Origin of the sequence: Sodalis sp. RH15 (assembly GCF_047324255.1) — a bacterium.
In the GTDB taxonomy this organism is placed as follows: Bacteria; Pseudomonadota; Gammaproteobacteria; order Enterobacterales; family Enterobacteriaceae; genus Acerihabitans; species Acerihabitans ligni.
This window is the reverse complement of sequence record NZ_CP178738.1, coordinates 126,546-150,710: the sequence shown is the minus strand read 5'-3', so window position 1 is coordinate 150,710 and position 24,165 is coordinate 126,546. Positions and strand designations below refer to the sequence as shown.

20 protein-coding genes are annotated in these 24,165 nt (G+C 52.7%); 17 read left to right on the top strand and 3 right to left on the bottom strand.

What is annotated here, in order from left to right:
- Positions 1 to 79: 79 nt before the first annotated feature.
- Positions 80 to 931: a LysR substrate-binding domain-containing protein gene (locus ACL2XO_RS00685; protein WP_413741995.1), complete on the bottom strand. Its 852-nt coding sequence runs from the start codon at positions 929 to 931 to the stop codon at positions 80 to 82.
- 146 nt (positions 932 to 1,077) lie between these two features.
- On the opposite strand from ACL2XO_RS00685, the gene ACL2XO_RS00680 reads away from it, so the two are divergent.
- The 4 genes from ACL2XO_RS00680 to ACL2XO_RS00665 all read left to right on the top strand — a co-directional run bounded on the left by ACL2XO_RS00680 (position 1,078) and on the right by ACL2XO_RS00665 (position 4,007).
- Positions 1,078 to 1,386 carry a carboxymuconolactone decarboxylase family protein gene (locus ACL2XO_RS00680; RefSeq protein ID WP_132924213.1) on the top strand — a complete coding sequence of 103 codons (309 nt, stop codon included), beginning with the start codon at positions 1,078 to 1,080 and terminating at the stop codon, positions 1,384 to 1,386.
- The gene (locus tag ACL2XO_RS00675) at positions 1,386 to 1,775 is read left to right on the top strand and encodes a tautomerase family protein (protein ID WP_132924214.1); all 390 of its coding nucleotides are present in this window, start codon (positions 1,386 to 1,388) and stop codon (positions 1,773 to 1,775) included. The genes ACL2XO_RS00680 and ACL2XO_RS00675 overlap by 1 nt, the downstream gene beginning before the upstream one ends.
- Positions 1,772 to 2,299 carry a DUF4865 family protein gene (locus tag ACL2XO_RS00670; protein WP_413726104.1) on the top strand — a complete coding sequence of 176 codons (528 nt, stop codon included), beginning with the start codon at positions 1,772 to 1,774 and terminating at the stop codon, positions 2,297 to 2,299. The genes ACL2XO_RS00675 and ACL2XO_RS00670 overlap by 4 nt, the downstream gene beginning before the upstream one ends.
- A 112-nt stretch (positions 2,300 to 2,411) precedes the next feature.
- Positions 2,412 to 4,007, top strand: coding sequence for a methyl-accepting chemotaxis protein (locus tag ACL2XO_RS00665; protein WP_413741994.1), 1,596 nt, complete (start codon positions 2,412 to 2,414; stop codon positions 4,005 to 4,007).
- Between the two features lie 75 nt (positions 4,008 to 4,082).
- On the opposite strand, the gene ACL2XO_RS00660 is transcribed toward ACL2XO_RS00665, so the two are convergent.
- Entirely contained in the window at positions 4,083 to 5,378 is a 1,296-nt protein-coding gene (locus tag ACL2XO_RS00660) for an MFS transporter (RefSeq protein ID WP_413726102.1), read from the bottom strand.
- 666 nt (positions 5,379 to 6,044) lie between these two features.
- Between ACL2XO_RS00660 and ACL2XO_RS00655 the strand changes: the two genes are divergently transcribed.
- Positions 6,045 to 8,519: a glycoside hydrolase family 19 protein gene (locus ACL2XO_RS00655; RefSeq protein ID WP_413741993.1), complete on the top strand. Its 2,475-nt coding sequence runs from the start codon at positions 6,045 to 6,047 to the stop codon at positions 8,517 to 8,519.
- A gap of 6 nt (positions 8,520 to 8,525) precedes the next feature.
- Here the strand turns inward: ACL2XO_RS00655 and ACL2XO_RS00650 are convergent, their stop codons facing one another.
- Entirely contained in the window at positions 8,526 to 8,939 is a 414-nt protein-coding gene (locus ACL2XO_RS00650) for a hypothetical protein (protein WP_413741992.1), read from the bottom strand.
- A gap of 517 nt (positions 8,940 to 9,456) precedes the next feature.
- On the opposite strand from ACL2XO_RS00650, the gene nanA reads away from it, so the two are divergent.
- The 12 genes from nanA (at position 9,457) to ACL2XO_RS00590 (ending at position 24,086) form a co-directional block, all read left to right on the top strand.
- A complete protein-coding gene (gene nanA / locus ACL2XO_RS00645; RefSeq protein WP_413743014.1) occupies positions 9,457 to 10,362 on the top strand; it encodes an N-acetylneuraminate lyase in 906 nt (301 codons plus the stop codon).
- A gap of 114 nt (positions 10,363 to 10,476) precedes the next feature.
- A complete protein-coding gene (locus ACL2XO_RS00640; protein WP_413741991.1) occupies positions 10,477 to 12,039 on the top strand; it encodes an MFS transporter in 1,563 nt (520 codons plus the stop codon).
- Positions 12,040 to 12,149: 110 nt separating this feature from the next.
- The gene (locus ACL2XO_RS00635; RefSeq protein WP_413741990.1) at positions 12,150 to 12,908 is read left to right on the top strand and encodes a transcriptional regulator NanR; all 759 of its coding nucleotides are present in this window, start codon (positions 12,150 to 12,152) and stop codon (positions 12,906 to 12,908) included.
- A 200-nt stretch (positions 12,909 to 13,108) separates the two neighbouring features.
- A complete protein-coding gene (locus ACL2XO_RS00630; protein WP_413741989.1) occupies positions 13,109 to 14,263 on the top strand; it encodes a Fic family protein in 1,155 nt (384 codons plus the stop codon).
- 357 nt (positions 14,264 to 14,620) lie between these two features.
- The gene (locus ACL2XO_RS00625) at positions 14,621 to 15,568 is read left to right on the top strand and encodes a Gfo/Idh/MocA family protein (RefSeq protein WP_413726097.1); all 948 of its coding nucleotides are present in this window, start codon (positions 14,621 to 14,623) and stop codon (positions 15,566 to 15,568) included.
- Positions 15,569 to 15,856: 288 nt separating this feature from the next.
- Entirely contained in the window at positions 15,857 to 16,762 is a 906-nt protein-coding gene (gene gnd / locus ACL2XO_RS00620; RefSeq protein ID WP_413741988.1) for a phosphogluconate dehydrogenase (NAD(+)-dependent, decarboxylating), read from the top strand.
- Entirely contained in the window at positions 16,762 to 17,304 is a 543-nt protein-coding gene (locus ACL2XO_RS00615) for an SIS domain-containing protein (protein ID WP_413741987.1), read from the top strand. The genes gnd and ACL2XO_RS00615 overlap by 1 nt, the downstream gene beginning before the upstream one ends.
- Positions 17,305 to 17,387: 83 nt before the next feature.
- Positions 17,388 to 18,698, top strand: coding sequence for an MFS transporter (locus ACL2XO_RS00610; RefSeq protein WP_413741986.1), 1,311 nt, complete (start codon positions 17,388 to 17,390; stop codon positions 18,696 to 18,698).
- Positions 18,699 to 18,707: 9 nt separating this feature from the next.
- Positions 18,708 to 20,192, top strand: a complete 1,485-nt coding sequence (locus ACL2XO_RS00605; RefSeq protein WP_413741985.1) for a gluconokinase — start codon at positions 18,708 to 18,710, stop codon at positions 20,190 to 20,192.
- Positions 20,193 to 20,408: 216 nt separating this feature from the next.
- Complete coding sequence (locus ACL2XO_RS00600) at positions 20,409 to 21,278, top strand: MurR/RpiR family transcriptional regulator (RefSeq protein WP_413726092.1); 870 nt, start codon at positions 20,409 to 20,411, stop codon at positions 21,276 to 21,278.
- 437 nt (positions 21,279 to 21,715) lie between these two features.
- Entirely contained in the window at positions 21,716 to 23,524 is a 1,809-nt protein-coding gene (locus tag ACL2XO_RS00595) for a hypothetical protein (protein ID WP_413741984.1), read from the top strand.
- 16 nt (positions 23,525 to 23,540) lie between these two features.
- Positions 23,541 to 24,086 carry a hypothetical protein gene (locus tag ACL2XO_RS00590; protein ID WP_413741983.1) on the top strand — a complete coding sequence of 182 codons (546 nt, stop codon included), beginning with the start codon at positions 23,541 to 23,543 and terminating at the stop codon, positions 24,084 to 24,086.
- The last annotated feature ends 79 nt before the right edge of the window (positions 24,087 to 24,165 follow it).

Genomic DNA, 24,165 nt, shown 5'->3' with positions numbered 1-24,165 from the left:
TCTTCGGCCATTGTGAATAATAATTAGATTTTTTGATGATAGTAGAGTAGCCAAGGGGACCGGGAAGGTCCCCTTGAGCTTATCCGCCGCCCAGGCGGGCGTGATGCACAAGCAGGGCCTGTTGGATAATGTCCCGTAACCGCTCTGCGGCGGGGCTCAGCGCAATGTCCGATTGCAGCAGCGCTACCCCTAACGAACCGGCATCCGGCAGCAACGGATGGGGAAGGGCGTTAAGTTCAGCGGGTTTGCCCATCAAGGTACGTAACGTCAGGCCCAGCCCGGCCGTTACCGCCGCCCAGATGCCTCCGAGGCTGCGGCTTTCGAATACCACCCGCCAGGGAATGGCTGCGCGATCCAACGCTTCTATCGCCCGTTTGCGGAACAGGCAGGGCGTCTCAAACATCACCAGCGGTAATGGCCGCCCGCCGGCAATCAGGGCCGCGGCGTCCAAACGGGGATGAGATAACCAGCGCACCGGCAGTTCGGTCAACAGTTCACCCGGCATTGGCGGGGCTTCATCCTGCCAAATCAGCGCCAGATCCAATCGCTGCTCCTTAATGGCTTGTTTCAACTCCTGATTGCGTCCAATGCGTGCGGCAATCTGTACATCCCCATGAGCACGTGAAAAATCTCCCAATACCGCGGGCAACAGCGTTTCGCCAAAGTCTTCCTGCATGCCGAACCTCACTTCTCCCTGCAAGGTCATGCCGCACAGCGCTTGATAGGCTTCATCATTGAGCGTCAGCAGGCGGCGGGCAAAACCCAGCAGGACTTCGCCGCTGGGGGTCAGCGTCAGATGCCGGCCGGTTCTAACCACTAATGCAGTGCCGCATTGCTGTTCGAGTTTTTTCAGATGTGCGCTGACGGCGGAAGTGGAACGGTTTAAGCGCTGCGCGGCGATGGCGAAGCTTCCTGCCTCGATGCCTGACACAAACGAACGCAGGGCTTCACCATCCAGTGTGACCGGTCGTTTCAGTAAATGTCCTGTTTTATGGGATCGTCAATGCTGATAGTTTTGATTTTATAAATCAAGCCCTGCTTTCACAATAGCTACATCAACAATTGATGGAGTTAACCATGGCAGAAAACGCGGCATTGCAACAGATGATCAGTGTGGCCCCCAAACTGGCGGAGCTCAGCGAACAGATACTGTTTGGCGATATCTGGCAACGTTCGCCGCTGTCGCCGCGGGATCGCAGCCTGGCAACGCTGGCGGCGCTGATTGCCTTGGGACGCGAGCGGCAATTAGCGTGGCATTTCCGCTATGGGTTAGCGAATGGCCTGACGCGACAGGAACTGGTGGAGATGATAACCCATCTGGCTTTTTACGCCGGTTGGCCGGCCGCCGCCACTGCGCTGGCCTGTTTGCCCGAGGAGGAATCCTGATGCCTTTTACCCGTATTATCTTGGCCGAAGGCCGCAGCGAGACATGGCTGGCACAGCTATCGAATCAGCTACACCGCACGCTGGTGGACGCTTTTGACGTGCCGGACGGCGATCGTTTCCAGGTCATAGAATGCCTGCCTGAATCGCGCCTTATCAGCGATCCGCATTATCTCACCGGCATCCGTTCACCACTGCAGGTGCAATTTCACATCACCGCCGGACGCCCGCGAAGCCGCGATCAGAAGGCGAATTTCTACCGGCTGTTGACGCAGCGACTGGAAGAAAGCCCCGGCATCCGGCCGGAAGATGTGATGATCGTGGTGCGTTTTAACTCGCCGGAAGACTGGTGTTTCGGCAATGGCCAACTTTACTCCCCGGAGCGCGTATGATTGCCATGCAATATCGTTTCACCCTGCCGGCTGACTATGATATGTCCATCATCGAACAGCGCATCCATGATAATGGCGCCCGGCTGGATAATTATCCCGGTCTGGTATTCAAGACCTACCTGTATGCCCGTCGCGGTGGAGTGTCCCCTGACGGCAAAGAGAATCGCTACGCGCCGCTCTATGTATGGCGGGACGGCACGGCAATGACCGGCTTTTTGCAAAGCGACGCTTTTGAAAAGCTGATTCACGACTTTGGCTGGCCGGTCATTGAGTGTTGGACGGTAATATCCTCGCCCGATCTGACCGCCATTGACGGTTGCCTCTTCGCAACGATCTCCACCCACATCATTACACCCTACACTACTCTGACGGAGGCGTTGCAACCGGGCGGCGGGAATGAGCTCACGGCCTGGGACTGCAGCCGTTGGCGTGTGCTTCGCGCTCGTTTCTCAAGCCGGCCGGAGGAACCCGGCTTCCCGGATCGCTATCGTATCGGCTATATCGCCGGACCACGCGCTGTGTGATGCAGGATATAAATTAAACAAGGGCGAGGCTAAACAGGTAAAGTTTGTTCAATAGGTGCCGATAAGATTCCATCGCTTTATTTTTCCCACCTCTTATTGCAGGGTTTTTAGCATGCGTAGCAATCTGCCTGTGACCCAGAACGAATATATTTTACCAGACGACGCCACCCTGATGTCTGTGACGGATACGCAGAGCCATATTACCTACGCCAATGCTGCCTTTATTCAGGCGAGCGGCTATCAACCCAATGAACTTCTGGGGCAGCCTCATAATATCGTGCGCCATCCCGACATGCCCTCCCAAGCCTTTGCCGATTTATGGAAAACGATACAGGCCGGCCGCTCATGGACCGCGCTGGTGAAAAACCGTCGCAAGAATGGCGATTATTATTGGGTGCGGGCGAATGTGACTCCTATAATTCGCAACGGCCAGTTGACCGGTTATATGTCGGTTCGCACCAAACCAACGCGTAAAGAGGTGGAGGAGACGGACCGGTTTTATCGGAATTTTACGGCGGGTAAAACCGGCGGCGTCAAGTTCCACGAGGGGCTGGCCCTTCGCGGCGGGCTGTTTGGCTGGATGTCCTGTCTGCAAACCATGTCGGTGCGATGGCGCATTCGCTGCGGGGCATTGGCGATTGTGCCCCTGAGCCTGATAAGCGCATATCTATTGGCGCTTCCTGCGCAAGAAATAGGGCTGACCGTGGCAGTGGCCGCTTGTATGTCCCTATTGCTTTCACTCTGGATGGAAATTTTGGTATCACGACCGCTTGAACGCGTGCTGAAACAGGCGCTTAGCGTCGCCGCCGGCCAATTTGACAGTAATATGTCTCTAAATCGCGTTGATGAAGTAGGCATGATTTTGCGTGCCATCAATCAGGCGGGATTGAATCTGCGGTCATTTACCGATGATGTCAATGAGCAAATATCCGGCTTGCAGCATGCGGGGGACGGCATAGCCAGGGGCAATGGCGAACTGAGTTCCCGCAGCGAAGATGCGGCCTCCAGCCTTGAACAAACCGCCGCCTCCATGGAACAGATGACGGCAACGGTGAAAAATAATGCCGATACCGCCCATAACGCCAGTAAACAGGCCAAATCCGCCAGTGAAGCCGCGAGTAAAGGCGGCGCGGTGGTGGGACAGGTGGTGAAAACCATGGCCACCATTACCAGCTCGAGCAAAAAAATCAGCGAGATCATTTCGGTCATCGACGGCATTGCCTTCCAAACCAATATCCTGGCGCTGAATGCCGCCGTTGAAGCGGCGCGTGCCGGTGAAACAGGACGGGGATTCGCGGTAGTCGCCGGCGAAGTGCGGTCATTGGCGCAGCGCAGCGCCAATGCCGCCAAAGAAATCAAAGACTTGATTAATGACAGTGTGGAAAAAATCGCCACCGGCAGCCAACTGGCGAATAACGCTGGTGAAGTCATGCATGATATTGTGAACCAGGTAACCCGCGTATCGTCAATGATCAGTGAAATCAGCCTGGCCACCACCGAACAATCGGAAGGCATCGGTCAAGTGAATATTGCCGTTGCCCAGCTCGATGAGGCCATGCAGCAAAATGCTCTATTGGTGGGAGAGACCACCTCCGTGACCGATGGTCTGCGGGATCGCACCATAAAACTCCTTCAGGCTGTTACCGTGTTCAGGCAGCATTTGATCGATGCGCCCAAAGCCCCGGTAGCGGAGACCTCCGGCTATTGATAGAGAGTAGCCATGCCGTTAAGGCATGGCGAATCCGGGACAAGCTTTTGGCGGGGAAATCCCGCCCTATCGTAATTATTGATGAACCCGTGCGGATTTCATCTGCGGGGGAAGCTTTTCCAGACGTTGCAGCGGCCGGTCCGGCCGGATCCAGAATGAAAGCACCACGCCGCATAACAACAGCGCAATGGACATAATGAACGGCAGCCGGTAGCTGCCGGTAACATCGCTGATATAACCAAACGCCAGCGGAGAGACAACGCCCGCTATCCCCGCCGAGGTGCTGACAAAGCCGCTGGCCACCCCGGCATAGGCGGGGGCCACATCCAGCGGCACCGCCCAGATAGGCCCCTCCGCCAGCTCCAGGAAAAACAGCGATGCGGCCAGACACAGCGCAATCACATTCTGCTGATGAATGAACAGGACGCAGGACATAAACGCCAGGGAACCCAAAAAGGCGAAAATAATGATATTACGTCGCGCCGCATTGATATTCTTGGTCCGCTGAAACCACGCATCGGTTAACAGCCCGCCGGCGGTATTGCCCAGAACGCCGGCGATAAACACGCCCGAGGTAAATAGCGCGGATGTTTTCAAATTGATGCCGTACTCGCCGACAAAAAAGCTCGGCAGCCAGCTGAGATAAAGCCACAATGTCCAGGCATGGCAGAAAAACACCAGCGTTACCGGCAGGATACGCCGGGTCAGCGCCAGCCAGGGAACCGGTGTGCGATGAGCCGGTCCTGAATAGGGGGGTAACAGGGCAATCTCATCCTCCGTGACCTTCGGATGTTTACGTGGATCGTTACGGAAATAGAAGCACCACAGCGCCACCCATATCAGGCTGGCACATCCCAGCACCACAAAGGCGCCGCGCCAGCCGATCAACGGAATCAACGCCACCATGATAGGCGGCGTTATCGCCGCCGCTGCGCGTGCCGACGAATGGGTAAAGCCTTGCGCAAATCCGCGGCGCGCCACCGGCACCCAGTTTCCCATAGCCCGCGTGGCGTTGGGAATGGTTCCCGCTTCACCCAACCCTACCAGCATGCGGCTGAAGAACAGCGCAATAAGGCCGCCGGACAGCCCGGTGGCCAGCGTTCCCGCCGCCCAAAAAAGGCCTGACAGAGCCAACATGCGACGCGGACCGATTTTATCGCCCATGTAGCCGTTGATGATCTGGAAAATAGCGTAACAGTAACCAAAAGCGGAAAGGACAAGCCCCAACTGCGTGTTGGACAGATGCATCTCGGTTTTGAGCAGCGGCGCAGCGATAGAGATATTCACCCGATCTATATATTCAATAAAATACATCAGGCAAATCAACATAAAGACTCTGCCCGTCGCTCCCCGGAACATTATCAATTTCATTGTCATACTCTCCGTCAAACGGGTAGCAGCCTGGCGGCAACCGTCCGCCGACAAGCTTTGCAGGTAATCATTGCCGGTAAGAGGCTGTTCAATCCCCCATCGGCTCGCATGTAAAGGCCTCCGTGTCGGTGTTCGCCCCGACCACGATGCCTGATAAGGGGCGCCCCGAGCGTCTATTCCCATGGTGGGATAACCGCCGGAGAAGCCGCCGCAACATGCCATTCACCGTCCCGGTTCCTTACGAGTACAGCCGGAAAATGACAAAAAAACGCATTGCTTAAGTCTCTACACCGCTCGGGCGTTTCTCTGCGAGAGCTCAGTTCCTGTGCCGCTGGTGAACTCTCCCTTACGCAGTGCGATTGAATATTGAATATTGTCGACAATATTTCATGATAAAAACACATTGTTAACATCATTATTCTTTTTATGTTACATGGATCGCATATTTCTCTGCGACCGCCCGTTAAGAGCGATTTTTGCAAGAAACACCCCCGCTACCCATGCTAAAAGTCGCTGTCTCACCACGCTTTTATCAATAAACTCAACGTGTTGTATCGCGTTCTGAATTTATGGACAAGCAGCGTTGGCGTAGTGGCTGCAAATCGCTCCAAAGCGATCAATGCTGCCATAGGGAATGGAATCCTGAAATATAACAAGGGATCACGGATGAAAATGGTTTTGCCCACGGATGGGTATTCATCGGCAAGCGAATTTATGTCGGCCCTGCAGGGCACCCAGGGCGATGCCTTTTGGCTGCTCAAATCGCAGGGCCATTGGCACGGCGGCCTCCATCTTTTCGACAGCTTCGTCCCCGGGGCAATTTACCGTCCCGACGGCCCGGCCGGTCACGGCCTGAAAAGCATGACCGACGGCCATATCGTGGCCTACCGGCTCAACGACGATTACCGCGCCGCCGTCCACAACAAACGCGCCCTGAAATTCAGCACGACGTTTATTCTGGTGAAATCCACCTGCGTGCCCGATAAGGCCAGACCGGCGCATGGGCTGGATTTTTATACCCTGTGGATGCAGTTGGCGCCGCTGTCGGTGTACGGCGCGAGCGACACCGTCATCGGCGAGGTGGCCGCCACGGCGCTTAAGGTCCGCCGGGACAATCCCGCGCCGGGCTGGGTGCGGCAGGGACTGCCCGGCGGCGACGGGGCGCAGGCGCGGACCTGTTACGATGTGCAAAACCGTTACCCGGCCCCGCGGGATACCTACACGCAGTTGCCTCGGCTCAGCACGGTGGAAATCCTGGAGGAGGCGACCTTTCTGCTGGACCGCCGGGCCGTGCCGTTTGTGTACGTGCGGGTCATGTCCGTGCCCGAAGGGGTATCCGCCGGGCTGGCGGTGGGAGAGAGCGGCTGGATATCGGGGCAGGAGAAGTATCTTAAACGCCGGGGCGGCGCCGGCGCGCTTCCCCGCTGGATGAAAGCGGCCCGGAAAAAAGGCGTATTCAACGAGGTGGTCGCCCTGGCCGGCGACAACGTGCTGCCGGTCAGCGCCGGCGAGATTATCGGCCACCTCGGCTATCTGGAATCGCCCCACAGCGCCCCGCATCATTTCTGCCATCTTGAGGTGTTCAGCCAGGACAGCCGGCTGCCGGATTTTGTGGCCAACCGGGCCGGGGTTACCGCCGGGGAGCCCTTTATTCATTCCCCCCGTGGCAAGCCGCGCTATTTCCACCGGGAGCGGGATAATACCTTTGTGGCGTCCGTCATCGGCGACGACCCGGTACTTACCGGCGAAGAACGCTTCACTCCACGAAGCAAAACCCGCTGGCAGAAGTCCGGGGATAACGCGTGGTATGAGATTCCGGCGGAGAGGTCCTGGCTGGCCGAGAGCGACGTGACCGTAGTCAATCAGTTTGACCTGGCAAAGCGCGGATTTATCCTGCTGGAGCAGGATGAGCCGCCGCGGACCGTGCGACAAACGCCCCGAGAGGGCTGGCTGCGGCAGGGATTTCAGCGGCTCGCCGAGCTGGCGCAACAGAACACCCGCGATATGTATTCGTTAACCTACATCGAGGGCTACCAGCGGCTGCTCAAGGAGATGGAGTTCGAAAGCGATGGGGAAAAATTCAGTAAAAGACTGTGGCAGTTTCTGCACAACCGGCAATCACATATTCTCAAGCAGGTTCAGCGTCTTATTGTCAAGCACCACAGCGAATGGCTGCATGACGGAATGTCGGCGCTGTGGCGGGCGGCGCTGGATGAGCAGGGCAAACATCAGCCGGCCCTGGCGCTTTACAACCGGCAGTTTATAGATGCGCTGGTATGGATGAAGGACGTGCCGGAGATACGCAGCAGCGAGGCGCTGTGGCATTTGCATCCGGTGACGTTTTTGGAGGCGATATCTAAGAGTGATGCCAATACTTGTGCCTGTAACAGGGATATCACTCTTGAAGAGCTGTGTGCAATGGCACCTGAAGCCAATAAAGGCATTCTGGAAACTTATGTTCAAGCCTTTAATGACGGATTCAAACAATATGGAATGGACACTTGCCGGGAAAAAGCACATTTTCTGGCCCAGGTCTGTCATGAAAGTGGTGGACTGAGACTCACTAAAGAGATACATGGTGAGAAAAAAAGTTATGCTCCATGGTATGGGAGGGGGTTAATTCAATTAACTTTTCAAAGCGCCTACCAGGCATATGGCATTTCAGTCGGTAAAGATTTTACTTCTGATGATGCTTGTAGGGATAAATTGCTTTCTTCTCCTCATTGTGTTACTTCTGCCTTTTGGTTTTATATGAAATACGATAATAAAAATATCAATAATTACGCAAAAGCTGATGATTTCAACATGGTAACAGCGCGTGTTAATGGAGGTTTTAACGGCTACAAGGATAGAATCCAATACTTTAACAAGGCTGTGGAAGTACTTCGGGCGCAACATATGAATGCTTTAATGGCCGACGGAGCATTCAATTTTGAGAGCAGTGCAATTTATAACAATCGGGTCTATGCGTACTTGTGGGGGGGATATCACGATCCAAATAAAAATGAAATTGTAGGAACAAAGAAGGACAAAGGTGAAGCTCTTAAGGCTTATAAGCGTGCACTGTCATTATATGAAAAATCGGGTACTGCAGAGAAAATAGTCATTATAAAAAATAGGATATTAAAACTAAGCTACTAAAACAATCTAACTTCCGTTCTTTTTCCAGATTTCAAAATTATTATTATCTTCACCGAATGAACAATAGAGCTCTTTTATGGGTAGCATTTTAGTCGAAAAAGTAAACAGCTTACTGCTCGGTTCGGCCTGGTTCACTGTTGTTTTAAATGAGCCTAGATTATATTCAACCTCTTTTACATGAAATGTAATGACATTATATTCAGGTACCTTTTTTATGCTCTTTAAATATCTTTCTTTTATTAAATCTATGTTTTCGTCGGAAAAAAATATTAAGCTATTTATTTTAATCCTAAGTTTATTTTCATATTCTTGCACGGATATAGTGTCGTCCTCATCGGTTGTGCAAAAGAAAAGTATATTACCATATGCAAAAGAATTTGAGGTGATGATCATTAGTATGCTAAAAATGATTGGTTTCATATAATGTTCTAGTGCTTTTAATTGTTGTTTTTTATCTATGCAACGATAAATAATTTGCTGGGTTTTTTCACAATCTATTCGTTTCTCTCAACAGGTCTATTTATTGTCCGCTTTGCAACTTTTAATGAATTGTAGCCTTTGTTTGCATCAAACTTCAAGGTATATCCTGTATAAATCTATTTGTAAAGCTTCATCTTTTTACCTTCACGCTCTAAAATTCATTAGCAAAAAAGCACCGGGCTTCTTCGGGTAAATACTTAATAAAGCTATATACCACATATGATAATTTAAATGCTTAGCCAACTGTCTAGCTCATTTCCCAGTGATAGCGATCGTTACCGATCGATATGGCATTCCTTTATCATTATCGCGTATCTGACCGATAAGCGGCGATGATGGCAGAACCAGGATCCTCATCACAAAACGCGTATTCACTCTAGAGATTGCTTTTCTTAAACTGGTATAAAAGGTATCAAGGTATATAGTTATTCCAATCAAAGAACTCTCCGGAGGAATGATGAAAACTGCATTAACCGGCGTTATTACCGCACTGCTGACCCCCTACGATGAACAATTCCGCATTGATGAGGCAAGCCTGCGCAGCCTGGTGCGCCATAACATACAACAAGGCGTTGATGGGCTTTATGTGGGCGGTTCCACCGCTGAGGCGCTGCTGCAAAACAGCGCCGAGCGGCGGGGGGTACTGCGCATCGTGGCAGAAGAAGCAAAAGGCAAGCTGGCGCTGGTGGCCCATATAGGCGGCATCAGCACCGCCGAAAGCTGCGCCCTGGCGGAAGCGGCGGCGGAGTATGGTTATGACGCGGTGTCAGCGGTGACACCGTTTTATTATCCATTCACTTTTCCCGAACTGCGTGCTCATTACAGTGACATTATCGCCGCCGCCCAGGGCAAGCCGATGATTATCTACAATATCCCGGCAATGAGCGGCGTGAAGCTCGGGATGGAAGAGCTCGGCGAACTGTTGTCGCTGCCGAACGTGGCCGCTCTCAAACATACTTCCGGCGACTTTTATCAGCTTGAACAGATCCATCGGGCCTATCCCGATAAAATTCTTTACAACGGATATGACGAAATTTTCCTGTCCGGCCAGATGGCGGGCGCCCAGGGCGGCATCGGCAGTACCTATAACGTCATGGGCTGGCGCTACCAAGGCATCCTGCGTGCTTTGGCAAACAGGGATATCGACCTGGCGCGTCGGATACAGTCCTCATGCAACCAGGTGATCGACGTTCTGGTAAAAACGGGCGTGTTCGGCGGCCTGAAAACCATCCTCCAGGAATGGGGCGTTATTCGCTGCGCCGCGTGCCGCAAGCCTTTTTCACCGGTGCAAGAAAATCATCTGCCTGAATTGAAACGTATCGCAAGGGAGTTGCAGGCGGAATTTCAACACCATAAAAACTAGAAAAAACTGCCGGCCCGCGCGAGCGGGACCGGTTTATTTTACCTTATGTGCCGACTCCCGGTTCCGTTGCGGCCGGGCCTGATAAACATGCACTGCAAAGTGTAGGAGATTATCATGCGTCAACCCTCTGTGACCCTACCCTGGTATCGTCAGCTATCGCTACCGCAATGGAAGGCCTTCGCCGCGGCCTGGATCGGCTATGCCCTGGATGGTTTTGATTTTGTCCTGATGGCCCTAGTACTCACCGAAGTCAAACAGGATTTCGGTTTAACTACGGTGCAGGCCGCTACTCTTATCAGCGCCGCGTTTATTTCCCGCTGGTTCGGCGGGCTGATACTGGGGGCGCTGGGGGATAAATACGGCCGTCGTATGGCCATGGTCACCAGCATCCTGCTGTTTTCACTGGGGACGCTGGCGTGCGGACTGGCGCCCGGCTATACCTTTCTCTTCGTCGCACGGGTGATCATCGGCATGGGCATGGCGGGGGAATATGGCGCCAGCTCGACCTATGTCATCGAAATTTGGCCGCAGCACTTGCGTAATAAGGCCAGCGGCTTTCTCATCTCCGGCTTTGCCATCGGCGCGGTGGCTGCGGCGCAGATTTACAGCGTGATCATACCCATCTGGGGCTGGCGGATGCTGTTCTTCATCGGTATCGTCCCGATTATTTTCGCTCTCTGGCTACGCCGCAGCATTCCGGAAACGGTGGAATGGCAAGCGCAGAAAACCCAGCATGGGCATAAACAGACGATGATTGATATCCTTTACCGCGGCAGGCATCGGGTTTGGAATGCCATCGCCACGGCGGCGGTTATCGCCATGCTGTATCTTTGTTTCTCCGGTCATGCCGGCCCGGCGGCGGTGGCGGCGTTTCTTGGCATCGCCTGCGCCGCCGTCTTCATCAGTTTTATGGTGCAAAGCAGCGGCGATCGCTGGCCTACCGGGGTGATGCTGATGCTGGTGGTGTTCAGCGCCTTTCTTTACTCCTGGCCTATTCAGGCGCTGCTGCCCACCTATCTTAAAACCGAGCTGGGCCTCAATCCCACCCTGGTGGCCCATATTCTGTTTTTCAGCGGCTTCGGCGCCGCGGTGGGGTGCTGCCTGGCCGGCTTTATCGGCGACTGGCTCGGCACGCGCAAAGCCTATGTGTATAGCCTGTTTTTGTCGCAACTGCTTATCATCCCGGTATTCGCCATGACCTCATCCAATCTGGTGGCTCTGGGTGCGCTGCTATTTTTCCAGCAAATGCTGGGGCAGGGGATCTCCGGCCTGCTGCCCAAACTGGTGGGCGGCTACTTCGATACTCATCAGCGGGCTGCGGGGCTAGGATTCACCTACAACGTGGGCGCGCTGGGCGGCGCCCTGGCGCCGGTGCTCGGAGCGGCTATTTCCCAGCGGCTGGATCTGGGTACGGCGCTGGCTTCGTTGTCATTCGGCCTGACCTTCGTGACGCTGCTGCTTATCGGCTTTGATATGCCGTCCCGGTTGCAGCGCTGGCTGCGTCCACAGGCGCTGCTTAAATTCGACACGGTGGACGGATTGCCGTTCAGCGGCGCCATGCCCCGGGACGAATGGCGCAGGCATGAAAAAGAACAACGCCGGCGGCACAGGGCGAACAGCGCGGCTTTGCAGCAAAATGCACAGCCGCTGGCGGGCGCGTCGGAAAAACGATCCTGAGGCAGGAATCCGAGCGCAACGCATTTGAATAAATGCGGCCGGTCCCTGGTGGTAGCGCGATGGTATAATAGGTTATCCTTGACCCTGGTATCCGTTCAATGGAAAGGCCCATGACAAGTCTGAATAAGCAATCCACCGCTGACAACCAGGTTCCCTTTATGCAAAGCCGTCCGGTAAAGCGCAAGAAGCTTTCGGATATGGTTGAGGAAGAACTGGAGTTCATGATTCGTCGCGGCGAATTTGTCGAAGGCGATCAATTGCCCTCCGAACGGGAACTGATGGATTTTTTCCATGTGGGCCGGCCATCTGTGCGCGAAGCGCTGGCGGCCCTTAAGCGCAAGGGCCTGGTGCAGATTAGCAATGGCGAGCGGGCTAGGGTGAGCCGTCCGTCCGCCGATACCGTGATAAGCGAACTCTCCGGTATGGCCAAGGACTTCCTTACCCAGCCGGGCGGCATCAAGCATTTCGAGCAGTTGCGTATGTTTTTCGAGTCCAGCCTGGTACGCCATGCCGCGGTTCACGCCACCGACGCGCAGATAAGCAAACTAAAGCAGGCGCTGGAGGCCAACAGCCGGGCACTGGCGGATAATATGCTGTTTGTGCGCACCGATGTGGCGTTTCACCGCGTGCTGGCCTCCATTCCCGGCAATCCGCTTTTTTTGACCATCCATCACGCGCTGCTGGACTGGCTTATCGCCATGCGGGTGGGACTGACCGAGCCGGAAAAGATTATTCGGCATAATAGCCGCAGCTATGAGCAGCACGTAACGCTTTACGAAGCCATCCGTCGCCACGATGCGGACGGCGCGGAAAAAGCGCTGCAAGATCATTTAAGCAGCGTATTGGCCGCCTATTACGCTAGAACCTGAGAGCATAACCTTGCGGTTTACGGTGACCGCGTCAAATCGGCATTTAATTTCCAAAGTTATAATTCATGAGTGAAACTAAAATAAGACATCATCTTATTTTAAGTTAAGGACCAAGTTAAAATAACGAATGCTATTATTTTAAGTTAAGGCTTAAGTTAAAATAAGGGAGAATCTAATTTTAACTTCGTCCAGGAGACCCTATGCAACGCGGACTAACCGGCCGTTATGTTCCCAGCATAGCGGGCAGCATCAGCTGTCAAGCATTTATTCCCCATGCGCTGCCGCCCTCGCCGGCGTTGCAAATCGATAGCAAATTGCAAAAAAGGATCAATGATGCCAATCGCGCACTGGGCCGCCTGGACGCTATCGGCATGTTGTTGCCTGATACCAAGCTTTTTCTCTATAGTTATGTGCGTAAAGAAGCCGTTATGTCCTCGCAAATTGAAGGGACTCAATCTTCCTTAAACGACCTGATGCTGTTTGAGATGAAAGGCTCTCCAGGCGTACCCATGGATGATGTGCAGGAGGTATCTTGTTATGTGAATGCACTTTATCTGGGCGTCCAGCGTATCAATGAGGGCTATCCGATTACATTTCGTTTGCTCGTAGAGATGCATCGGGCCCTCATGACCTCCGGACGAGGCATCAGCCGCGGCCCAGGCGAATTCAGGCAACATCAAGTTTGGATTGGCGGCCATAGGGCCGATGAGGCCGCTTTTGTTCCTCCGCCGGGCCATGCTTTGGGCGAATGTTGGAGCGAGTTGGAAAAATTTATCAATGATCAGCCCGAGGCAACCGATCCTTTGGTCAAAGCCGCTTTGGTCCATGCTCAATTTGAAACCATACATCCCTTTATGGATGGTAATGGCCGTTTGGGCCGTTTGCTGATACCGTTAATTCTGGTGGAAGCTAAGGTCTTGCAGCAGCCGTTGCTCTATTTATCTGTGTTTTTCAAAAAGCACCGCCATATCTATTATGAGCGTTTGCAGCAGACAAGAATGACCGGTGATTGGGAGGCATGGTTATTGTTTTTTGTCGATGCTGTTGCCGCTACAGCGACTCAGGCTGTTGAAATGACCAAAGAGCTTAATCTACTGCATATTGAGCATAAGGCTTTATTATCCGGACTCGGCCGTTTGTCGGGGTCGGCTAAACTGATTTTGGATGCGTTCTTCGAGTACCCTATCGCCAGCATCAGCAAGCTGGTTGAGCGAACAGGGTTGACCGCCGCCACAACAGGTAAGGTATTAACCGTTTTGGAAAAGGAACAGCATTTAATCGCCGAGATTACGGGTCATAAACGGCATCGTGTCTATGCCTATTTGAAATATCTGGAGATTCTCAATAAAGATTGATTACTGTCCCCTGGCCGTGATGGATGGGCCTTTGGATCTCCTTCGTGAGGTGAAGTCAGATTGGAGGCTTGCTTATTAATTTACCAGTCCGAACACCACGTTGGCAGCGTGTAGCCGGTTATAGCCAGTATCAGCACCTCGCAGCGTTGTAAAAGGCGACGGCGCTCCCTAAAAGCCTCCACCTATATGATAAATATTTTTATTGGTACAATAAATCTGTAAAAGCTGTCACACCATTAGTCATATGTTTGAACTATCATGGGCGCTGTCGCGCCGGCCTGCAGAAGCGGTGTTCGGAATAATTTTTTAATTCATTATTTATCAATAAAATATCATTTAGCATGTGAGGGAAATCAGATGTCTGATATCGTAAATTGGGGTGTGCTAGGCTATGCCCGTATAGCAAGACTTTCCGTTATCCCGGCCATAGGCAGGGCGTCTAATGCCCGTCTGCTCGGGGTAGCCTCGCGCAACGCCGGGGAATTGCCCGCCAAAGAATGGGAACGGACTTATGACAGTTATGAGGCTCTCTTGGCCGATGATGACATCCAGGCAGTGTATATTCCGTTGCCGAATTCTTTGCATAAAGATTGGGTGATTAAGGCGCTGAAGGCAGGCAAGCATGTGCTGTGTGAAAAACCCCTGGGGCTCACCGCCGCCGAAGCGCAAGAGATGCACCAGGCGGCCCAAGCGCAACAGCGTATTTTGATGGAAGCGTTTATGTACCGCTATACCGATCGCATGCAGGTGGTGAAGGAGATACTGGACAGCGGAGCCTTGGGCGACCTGCGCCATATCAATGCCTCGTTCCGCTTCCTGCTGGACCGGCCGAATACCATCAAAGCCAAGCCGGAACTGGGCGGCGGCGCGCTTTATGATGTCGGTTGTTACCCGGTCAATTTTGTCGGCATGGTGACCGGACGGCTGCCGCTGCGCTGTAAGGCCCTGGTGGAAACGGAGCAGGGCGTGGATACCAATCTATCGGCCTTGTTGCAGTATGATGATGGCTTGATTGCCAATATACATTGCGGATTTAACGCTTTTTCCCGGATTTATGCGGAAATCATCGGCACCAAGGGAATGCTGCGGATCGATAATACCTTTCTGGATGACGCGGGCGAAGTCTATCTGCACCAGGCCGAGGGCGTGCGTGCCATTCCGGTAGCGGAATCGGACCGTTACAAGGCGGAAATCACTCACTTTTCCGATGCCGTGCTTGACCCTTCCGCGCCGCTGTTATCCCTGGACGAAAGTATCATGAATTTGAAAGTCATGGATATGATCAGAAAAGATATGCAAGGCTGATAAAGAGTGAGTCATGTGTGCATGCGGTTGCCATGACTCTGTAAACAACAAGTGAAATATATATCCCCGCCATCACCTTTTATTTTAATTTCATTTTATTGCTCTAAAAATCAATCCTGAATAATGAGACATTGATCTCAATTTAATATTGGCAATCCTGAGGATTGCCTTTTTGATATTTATTTACAGAAATGTAAACAATGCTGAAATTTATTTACTTCTTTACTTTAAAGGCAACATCAGAGTAACGTCAAAATAATCTTGAGGGTAATGAAAAAGGGATGGGTTATGAAACTCGGTTTTATTGGTTTGGGCAAAATGGGCGGGGCCATGGTGCGGCGTTTGCACAACGCCGGTCATGAGGTGGTGGCGGTGGATAAGGATCCTGTGGCGCTGGAAGAAGCGAAAAACCATAACATTACCGTCTGTCCCAGTATTGAAGAAGCCATCGGTCTGTTGCCGCTTCCCCGTATTTTATGGGTAATGACGCCGCCGGGCAACGCCACCGAGCAGGTTATCTCCACGCTGAAGCCGCTTCTCGGCGAAGGGGATATTGTCGTTGACGGCGGTAATTCCGATTTTAGGGATACCCTTCGCCGCGGCCGCAGCTTGGGCGAGAAAGGCATTATTTTTGTTGATGCCGGCGTCAGCGGCGGGACGCAGGGCGCAAGGGAAGGCTGCGGTTTACTGGTGGGGGCCAACGAACAGGTATTCGCCAATCTTTCGCCGCTGTTTGAGGCGCTGGCCGCAAAAGGCGCTTGGGCCCGGGTCGGCAACAGCGCCGCGGGCCATTTCACCAAAGCGGTCCATAACGGCGTCGAGTATGCCTTGATGCAGGCTTATGGTGAAGGGTATGAGCTTTTGGCGGCCTCGGACATTGAGGTCGATGTCTTGGCCACCATGGAGGCGTGGCAAAACGGCTGCTCGATACGTTCCCATCTGTTGGAAAAACTCATCGAAGCATTAACGCCGGATGTTTCCCTTAAGGGGGTGAAAGGGTACGCCGCCGATTCCGGCATGGGGCGCTGGACGGTTGAAGAAGCCATCCGGCTGCGGGTTCCTACGCCCACCATCAGCGCCGCGCTGCAGGCAAGGTTTCGTTCGCAGCAGGATGATTCCCCGACGATCAAAAGCATTGCCGCCCTGCGCGGGGTTATTGGCGGTCATGCGGTTAAAAAGAGTGAGGAAAAATAATGGCCGCCTATGATGCGAAGGAAAGAATTTTGACCGTTATTTCAGAACTCGACCAAATCAGAAATGCTCTGGATGGCGAACGGCTGAATCGGCTGGCGGATAGTATTCATCAAACACCCAGAGTTTTTTTTAGCGGGCAGGGGCGCTCGGGCCTGATGGTAAAAGCCATCGCCATACGCCTGATGCATATCGGCATTCAGGTATATGTCGCCGGAGAGAGCAACACGCCCGCCATCGGAAAAAATGAATTATTAGTGGCGGTCTCCTCATCGGCGAAAACCACCGTAACGCTTTCCCATATAGCGGCGGCCCGCAAGGCTGGGGCGAAAGTGGTGTTAATCAGTTCAGCCCCGGCGCCAGAGGTGGATGCGGATATTCATATTCAAATACCGTCCCGTACCCTGGTGGCAACCGAACAACATGCAGGTTCTTTATTCGAGCAATCTCTATTGATAGCCGGTGACGCCATTGCATGGCGTATTCAACATTTGCGCGGCCAGCAGGATGCTGACCTCGATAAACGGCATGCCAATTTGCAATAAATAATAATTGAATGTTTTACCAACCCTACCCCTGAATGTAATTCAGGGAGCTGTCTGCAAAAAAACAATATCAGGAGGATATCTTGAGCCAGATCATATCCCAAAAAAATAACCTGCAAGCTATGACGCAGATCGAAGAATCCACTCTGAAAAAAATGCGCTGGAGGCTTATCCCTTTTTTACTTATATTGTATGCCATCGCCTATTTGGATCGCACCAATATCAGCTATGCCGCGCTGCAAATGAATGGCGAGCTTAAAATAACCGGCAGCCAGTTCGGTATGGTGGCCAGTATTTTTTTTATTGGCTATTTTATATTTGAAGTGCCGAGTAATGTTGCTCTACATAAATTCGGTGCAAGAAAGTGGATAGCCCGTATATTAATCTCCTGGGGCCTCGTGGCGTTTTTAACCGCTTTCGCCACGGGAATATATCATTTATATATATTGCGTTTCCTGCTGGGTGCGGCGGAAGCCGGTTTTTTCCCCGGCATCGCCTTTTATCTGACCTATTGGTTCCCGCGCCGTCACCGCGCCGGCGCCATGGCCACATTTTTCCTGGCGCAAATCGTTTGTAATTGCCTGGGCGCGCCGTTAAGCGGGATCATTATGGATAATATCCATTGGCTGGGTTTCTCCGGCTGGCGCTGGATGATTTTACTGGAAGCTGTTCCCGCCATACTGCTCGGCATCGCCACATTTTTTGTACTTAATGACTCCCCGCAAGACGTTAAATGGCTTTCCTCCGAGGAAAAGTCCTGGGTTAAAGATGAACTGGAAATCGAAGCCGCGAATTCTACGCCACCGCAGGTGCATTGGTGGAAAATTCTGGGCGATAAACATATTCTTTATTTAGCCGTTACCTATGTATGGATTGTCATGGCAATTTATGGCATCACGTTCTGGATGCCGACCCTTATCAAGGGCTTTCAGGCGCACTTTTCCAACACCGTTATTGGTTTCCTGGTGGTGATCCCAACCGTCGTGGGGGGGATAGCCATGCTTATCAACGGTTGGCATTCGGATAAGACCATGGAGCGGAAATGGCATGTGGTTACGGTAATTCTTATCGGGGCCGTGGGTATGTTTCTTTTGTCCATAACCACCAACACCTGGCTGTCCATGCTCTGGCTGTGCCTGATATCCGTGGCCGCCTATGGCTATATCGCGGTGTGGTGGACCATCCCGACGGCCTTTTTATCAGGTCTGTCCGCCGCCGTCGGCCTTGCCGCCATCAACTCGGTGGGCAATTTGGGCGGTTTCTTCGGCCCATGGATAGTCGGTATGCTGGTGGACTGGACCGGGACGCCGCGGGCCGGTTTGCTGTTTCTGTGCGCTTCCTTCGTGATTGGCGCGGTGATGCTGGCCTCTTTCCGGCCGCCGGTAAAGCAGTAAGAGGTTAGCATGACGCATTCCACTTATGTATTGGCTATCGACATAGGTTCGTCCTCGCTCCGTGCAGCCCTGTTTGACGGTTATGGCCGCCAGAGCGGGGAATGTATCCGCCGCGGGTACAGTCTGGACACCGACGCCATGGGCAAGGCGACCCTGGATGCCGATACCCTGTTTAACGATCTGTTCGGCGCGTTGGATGAGCTGATGTCCATTACGCCGGACCGGCTGAATATTACCGGAGTGGGTATCAGTACGTTCTGGCATAGCCTGACGGGAATAAACGATCGGCAAGCCGCTACCTTTCCCATTATCACCTGGGCGGACGGCCGATCGGCCCATGAAGCCGCCGCGTTGAAATACTCCGGCATCGGCCGCCGTCTCCATGCCTTGACGGGATGTCCGGTGCACTCCAGCTATTGGCCGGCGCGTCTGCGCTGGCTGGCGGCACAGCATGCAACGGCGTTCGCCCAGACCCGTTATTGGTTATCCGCCGCCGACCTGCTGTTTCTTCGCCTCTTCGGCCGCATCGGCACGTCTGTTTCCATGGCCTCAGGCAGCGGGCTGTGCGATCTCAATCAAAAACAATGGTCACGTGAGGCTATCGGTATCGCCCGCATCAAGCCGGAGCAGTTGCCGCCCATCTCCGATGAACCGCTGCGGGGATTGGTTGCCCCATGGGGCGAGCGCTGGCCCAGGCTGGCTGCCATCCCTTGGTATCCGGCATGGGGTGACGGCGCCTGTTCCAATATCGGCGCAGGGGCAAACAGCCTTGATTCACTGGTATTGATGCTGGGCACCAGCGGATCCATGCGTATGGTGTGGCAAGCCGACAGTGTGTCTGTGCCTGATGCGGGACTGTGGTGTTATCGCGTTGATGACAAACGCTTCGCCGGCGGTATGGCCTTGTCGGAAGGGGGAAACGCCGCTGCCTGGGCGCGACAGCTGCTGGATAAGGAATCCGCAGCGGATATTGATGATCGGGTGGCGGCTTTGGCGCCGGATGACCATGGCCTGTGCGTGCTGCCCTATTTTTTGGGTTCCCGCAGCCCGCAGTGGTCGGAAGGGCGCACCGCAGCCATTAGCGGTATCACGGCGGCCACCACGTCGGTGGAGATTTATCGCGCGATGCTGGAAAGCGTCGGTTTACGTTTTGCCTTCCTGAAAAACCGGCTGGATCGGGCATGGCCAGGAAAACGGCGGATTATCGCCACCGGCGCCGGCTTTTTGCGTTCCTCTGTCTGGCCGCAGATTGTCGCCGATTGCCTTGGGGAATCCCTTGACGTCTCAGACATTGAAGAGGGATCGCTGCGCGGGGCGGCGCTGCTGGTGTTGGAAAAACAGGGCCAGGGCGGAGAGATTGAATTTCCGGTTAACCGGACGGTTTATCCCAATTCAGGGGCCCATGAGAGATATAAAATCGCCCTTGAACGGCAGGCGGATTTTGATAATCATATGATAGAGATGTTAAAACAACGGCTGGAGGAGTTGCGCTAAGGCTTTCATTATCCATAAACCTAGTGCGGATTATAGTGAAATACCCTTGCCTCTGCCAAAAAACGTCTAATGCCGGTACTGCTGCGAAGGCGATTGTACCCTTAATAAACCGATCGCATTAATTTCACTTATCCTTTTCTATACTGACTTCTACAAGGTTGCGCGAGTCTTCCTAACCCTGTCTCAATAACATGAGCACAACACGAGCGGTCCTTTATGAGTGACATTCTGGTGCCTTTGGAAAAAGTTCGTCTTCGTTTGGAAACTGTCCGTTCCTCATTGACGCCCACCGAGAGAAAACTGGCGGATTACATCCTATCCCACGCCGACAGCGCCATTCATTGCACTATTTCGGAATTGGCCGCGGCGGCTGAGGTCAGCGTCGCTACGGTGACCCGGCTGGCGCAAAACAGCGGTTACAGCGGCTTTTCACAGCTACGCGTGTGGCTTGCCAAGGACCTGGTGTTGATTCCGCCGCCGGCGTCGGGGGAGGCGTTAAACGTCAGCGACGAGGTCGGGGTGATACGGGATAAGCTGGTGGCGGCCACCACTCAGTCCATGACCGATACCCAAAAAATGTTGAATATCGACGCGTTGCTGGCGGCGGCGCAGTCTATTGCCCAGGCCGGCAGGATTGATATTTACGGTATCGGAGGAAGCGCCACGGTCTGCATCGATATACGCCATAAATTCCTCAAGCTGGGGTTGCCGGTGGCATGTTATTCCGATAACGATCTGATGATGATTTCATCGGCGGGGTTAAAGAGCGGCGATCTCGCCATGGGTATCAGCCATACCGGCAGAAGCGAACCGGTGGTGGCGGCCATCAGCAGCGCCGCACAGGCCGGAGCCAGGACGATGGCCATGACCCACGATCCCTTTTCACCCCTGGCAAGAATTGCCGACCTGACATTGACCTACTCGGCGAAAACCACGGTTTTTTCCAGTGATTCCATGACCGGCCGACTCTCCCAACTGATGATTACCGATATCCTTTATACCATTATCGGCTATTCGCACTTTGAACGTGTATCGCCCCTGGTGCATAAGGCGGACAGCCAAGCGATAAAGCGCAGGATCAGCTGATTGCGCGTCAAGAAGGCGGGTTTGTTAGATAACATCCAAGCGCATATCTTATTATTAATAATTTTTGTATCTATCACGTTATGCATCGGCAAAAAAAGCAAGATGTGATAGCGCACACTATAAATAAGTTGAAGGCCAGTATATTGAAAATAAGACGTCTGCGTTTTAATGATCCTGGGCTGCATCATAAATTTTTGATAAAAGCATGGAATAAATTTATTTCATCAGCGAGTTCATGATAATTGCCCACAAAATGTAATTCATTATCAATAAATTGGCTGGCTGATAAAGATTTTTTTAAAACAAAATAGAGTGTTTGAGTAACGAAAATCCATTGCGCCGAGTAGATTTTTTTATACTCGCGTTCAGCGTCACGAGTTAAATAACACCTATCCCAATCAATTATATAATGAGTGCGGCCACGTCAGAGGTGAAAGATGAATACCATTTATCTCAAAAAACTGTTTTTCATGTTAACCATATTAATTGCATTCTATAGCGCTGCCTCCTTCAGTATTGACCTTACGCCCAATACCAACGGCGGTAGCGGGCAGCTCCCCTCGGGATACAGCCATATCAATTTTACGACGGCCAATGGCAATTGGGTTAGGAATATCGCTTTGCCGTTACAGCCGAATGCCAATAGCTCGGTTACTCTTATTTCTCACGCCTCGTATAATTCTTTTCTCGATGCCCGGCCTGTTGGTCTCGGACCGGAAATGGAAATAATTGATGGCGATACTTTTACGTTCACTTTTGATGCCGGCCAGCAGCGTTGGATTCCTTCCGGTGCCCAGGTAACATCGATGTCACCGAATTCGGTGGGGCCAAATATTCCTAATCTCACTGCGCGTATTACTATTTATGAGATCTATGATGGCAACTGGGCGGCGGAAATAAGATTGCCATCGCAGGCCACGCCGCAGAATTTATTATTAATAAGCTCAAGGGCAACCAACAGTTCCCGGCTTTTACCTGACTATTTGCTCTTTGCCAGCACGACCAATATCCGTGTGTCGGATAATTACGGTCTGCAATACCGAACGGATTTGCAACGCTGGGTAATAACCCAGCCGCCGGTGCAAAGGCTGGATACCAATGCCGACATTGCTCAAATGCCGCCGCCTATTGTGCCTTTGACTGAAGTGAACTTTAGTAATCAGCATTTTATTTCTTCTATCCAGTTACCGCAAACCGCCAATAACCGCGATGAAATTATTATTCGATCAACCGCCACCTCTGCGGCAACGATCAGTAATGCCAATACTCATTATTCCGGTCCCATGGAATTAGCCAATGGTAATGAGTATCATTTTTTTTATATTACGGAAAATCCGGCCGGTAGGCGCTGGCAGCTGATTTCCAGCCCCATTCGCGTTTATACGGCATTAAATTTGCCAAGCGGAGTGGTCCCTACCTTACGGGCACCGCGCACCCGCATAGAATTGAGTCCCGGCAATTTTCGTCCACAGATAACCCTGCGCGAAGGCCAATTGCCGGGCGCCCGGGTCATCATCAATAACAACGCGGCTCAAGCGACCTCTGTTCTCTTTTCCGGCCTCGCCTATTCGGCACTGCCGGGAGAAGTCGTCTCGTTTAGGGTTGGGGAAAACGGCCTATGGCAAAAGGAAACCATCACTGTTGATTTGTTGATGATCTATAGCGATTTAGCCAGGAGTAGTCTCGGACAGGCGGCCATTGAGGCCAGGAATATTGAGGCATTTGGCCTCATTAATGATGGGCTGGAAAACTCTGGCGCCAATTTCCGCGTACGGCTGGTGGGGTTAAACGAGTTGGCCCAGCCGGAGGGCTGGACCTCGCTTAGCAGTATTTTACCGCAATTGGTAGTAAACCCTGAAGTTCAGGGATTGCGTAATGCGGTAAGCGCCGACGCGGTGAACTATATCACTATCGGTCTCCCGCTGGATTGCGGGTTAGCCTATGTGAATACCGTACCCAACGCCTCAACCATGGTAGCCGCAGAGACGGTCGATTGCGCGACGACCGGTACGCGCCATGAATTCGGCCATAATATGGGCATTCACCACGGTGATGAGCGGCCGACGCCTCTATGGGCGCGAGGCGATCAGATTACGCGCACCATTATGGCCGGTAATGCCATTCCTTTCTACTCTACTCCCCAACGCTATACCGCGCAGATGGGTATTCCCATGGGAGCAATCGATTCAGTGGATGCCGTGAGAATGATGAATACCAATTCTCCCATCGTGGCCGCATTTCGCTAACCGTAAGGTGAACATCATGAAAAGACTCTTTAGCATGTCTTATTTGTTGCTGATTACCGCGTCGATGGCGATGGGTTACGAGGAGACCCACGCAGCCCTGTTAACCCCCGCCGCTATCCAAGACAGTCAGGGCGCCGCGGTGGCGGTAAAAACCGAGTCATTTATATTTCGCTATTTACGGGTTCTGCCGCAGCATCCCAACGAATACCCCATGACGATAAATGATAACGTACTGGGCCAACTTCATTCCGGCAGTAAATTTATTCTCCAGGCTTATCCTTTTGGCCCGCCGTTGTCGGTCCTGGTAACAAGCACCTCGGTATTTAACGGAATACACCGTTTTACCGGCGATATCTCCAGTGCCGAATTACAGCATATCGGCTCTTTCAGTATTACCGTCTCCGGCGACCGTCGCGATACTATTGGCAATATCAACATCAATACCAATGATTTCCAGTTCAGCACGCATAACGGGCGAGGGACTATGGCGGTAATCAATCCTGACCGTCAGCCGGTAGAACGCTGTTATCCTGATCACGGTGGGCGTTTACTATGTCGTTAGCCAATAGCTGAGAAATATAGCTTTGAAGCAGCGGAAGTCTTAACCCGCTCTTCTGTGCCGGTTGTCGATGTCTGCAAGT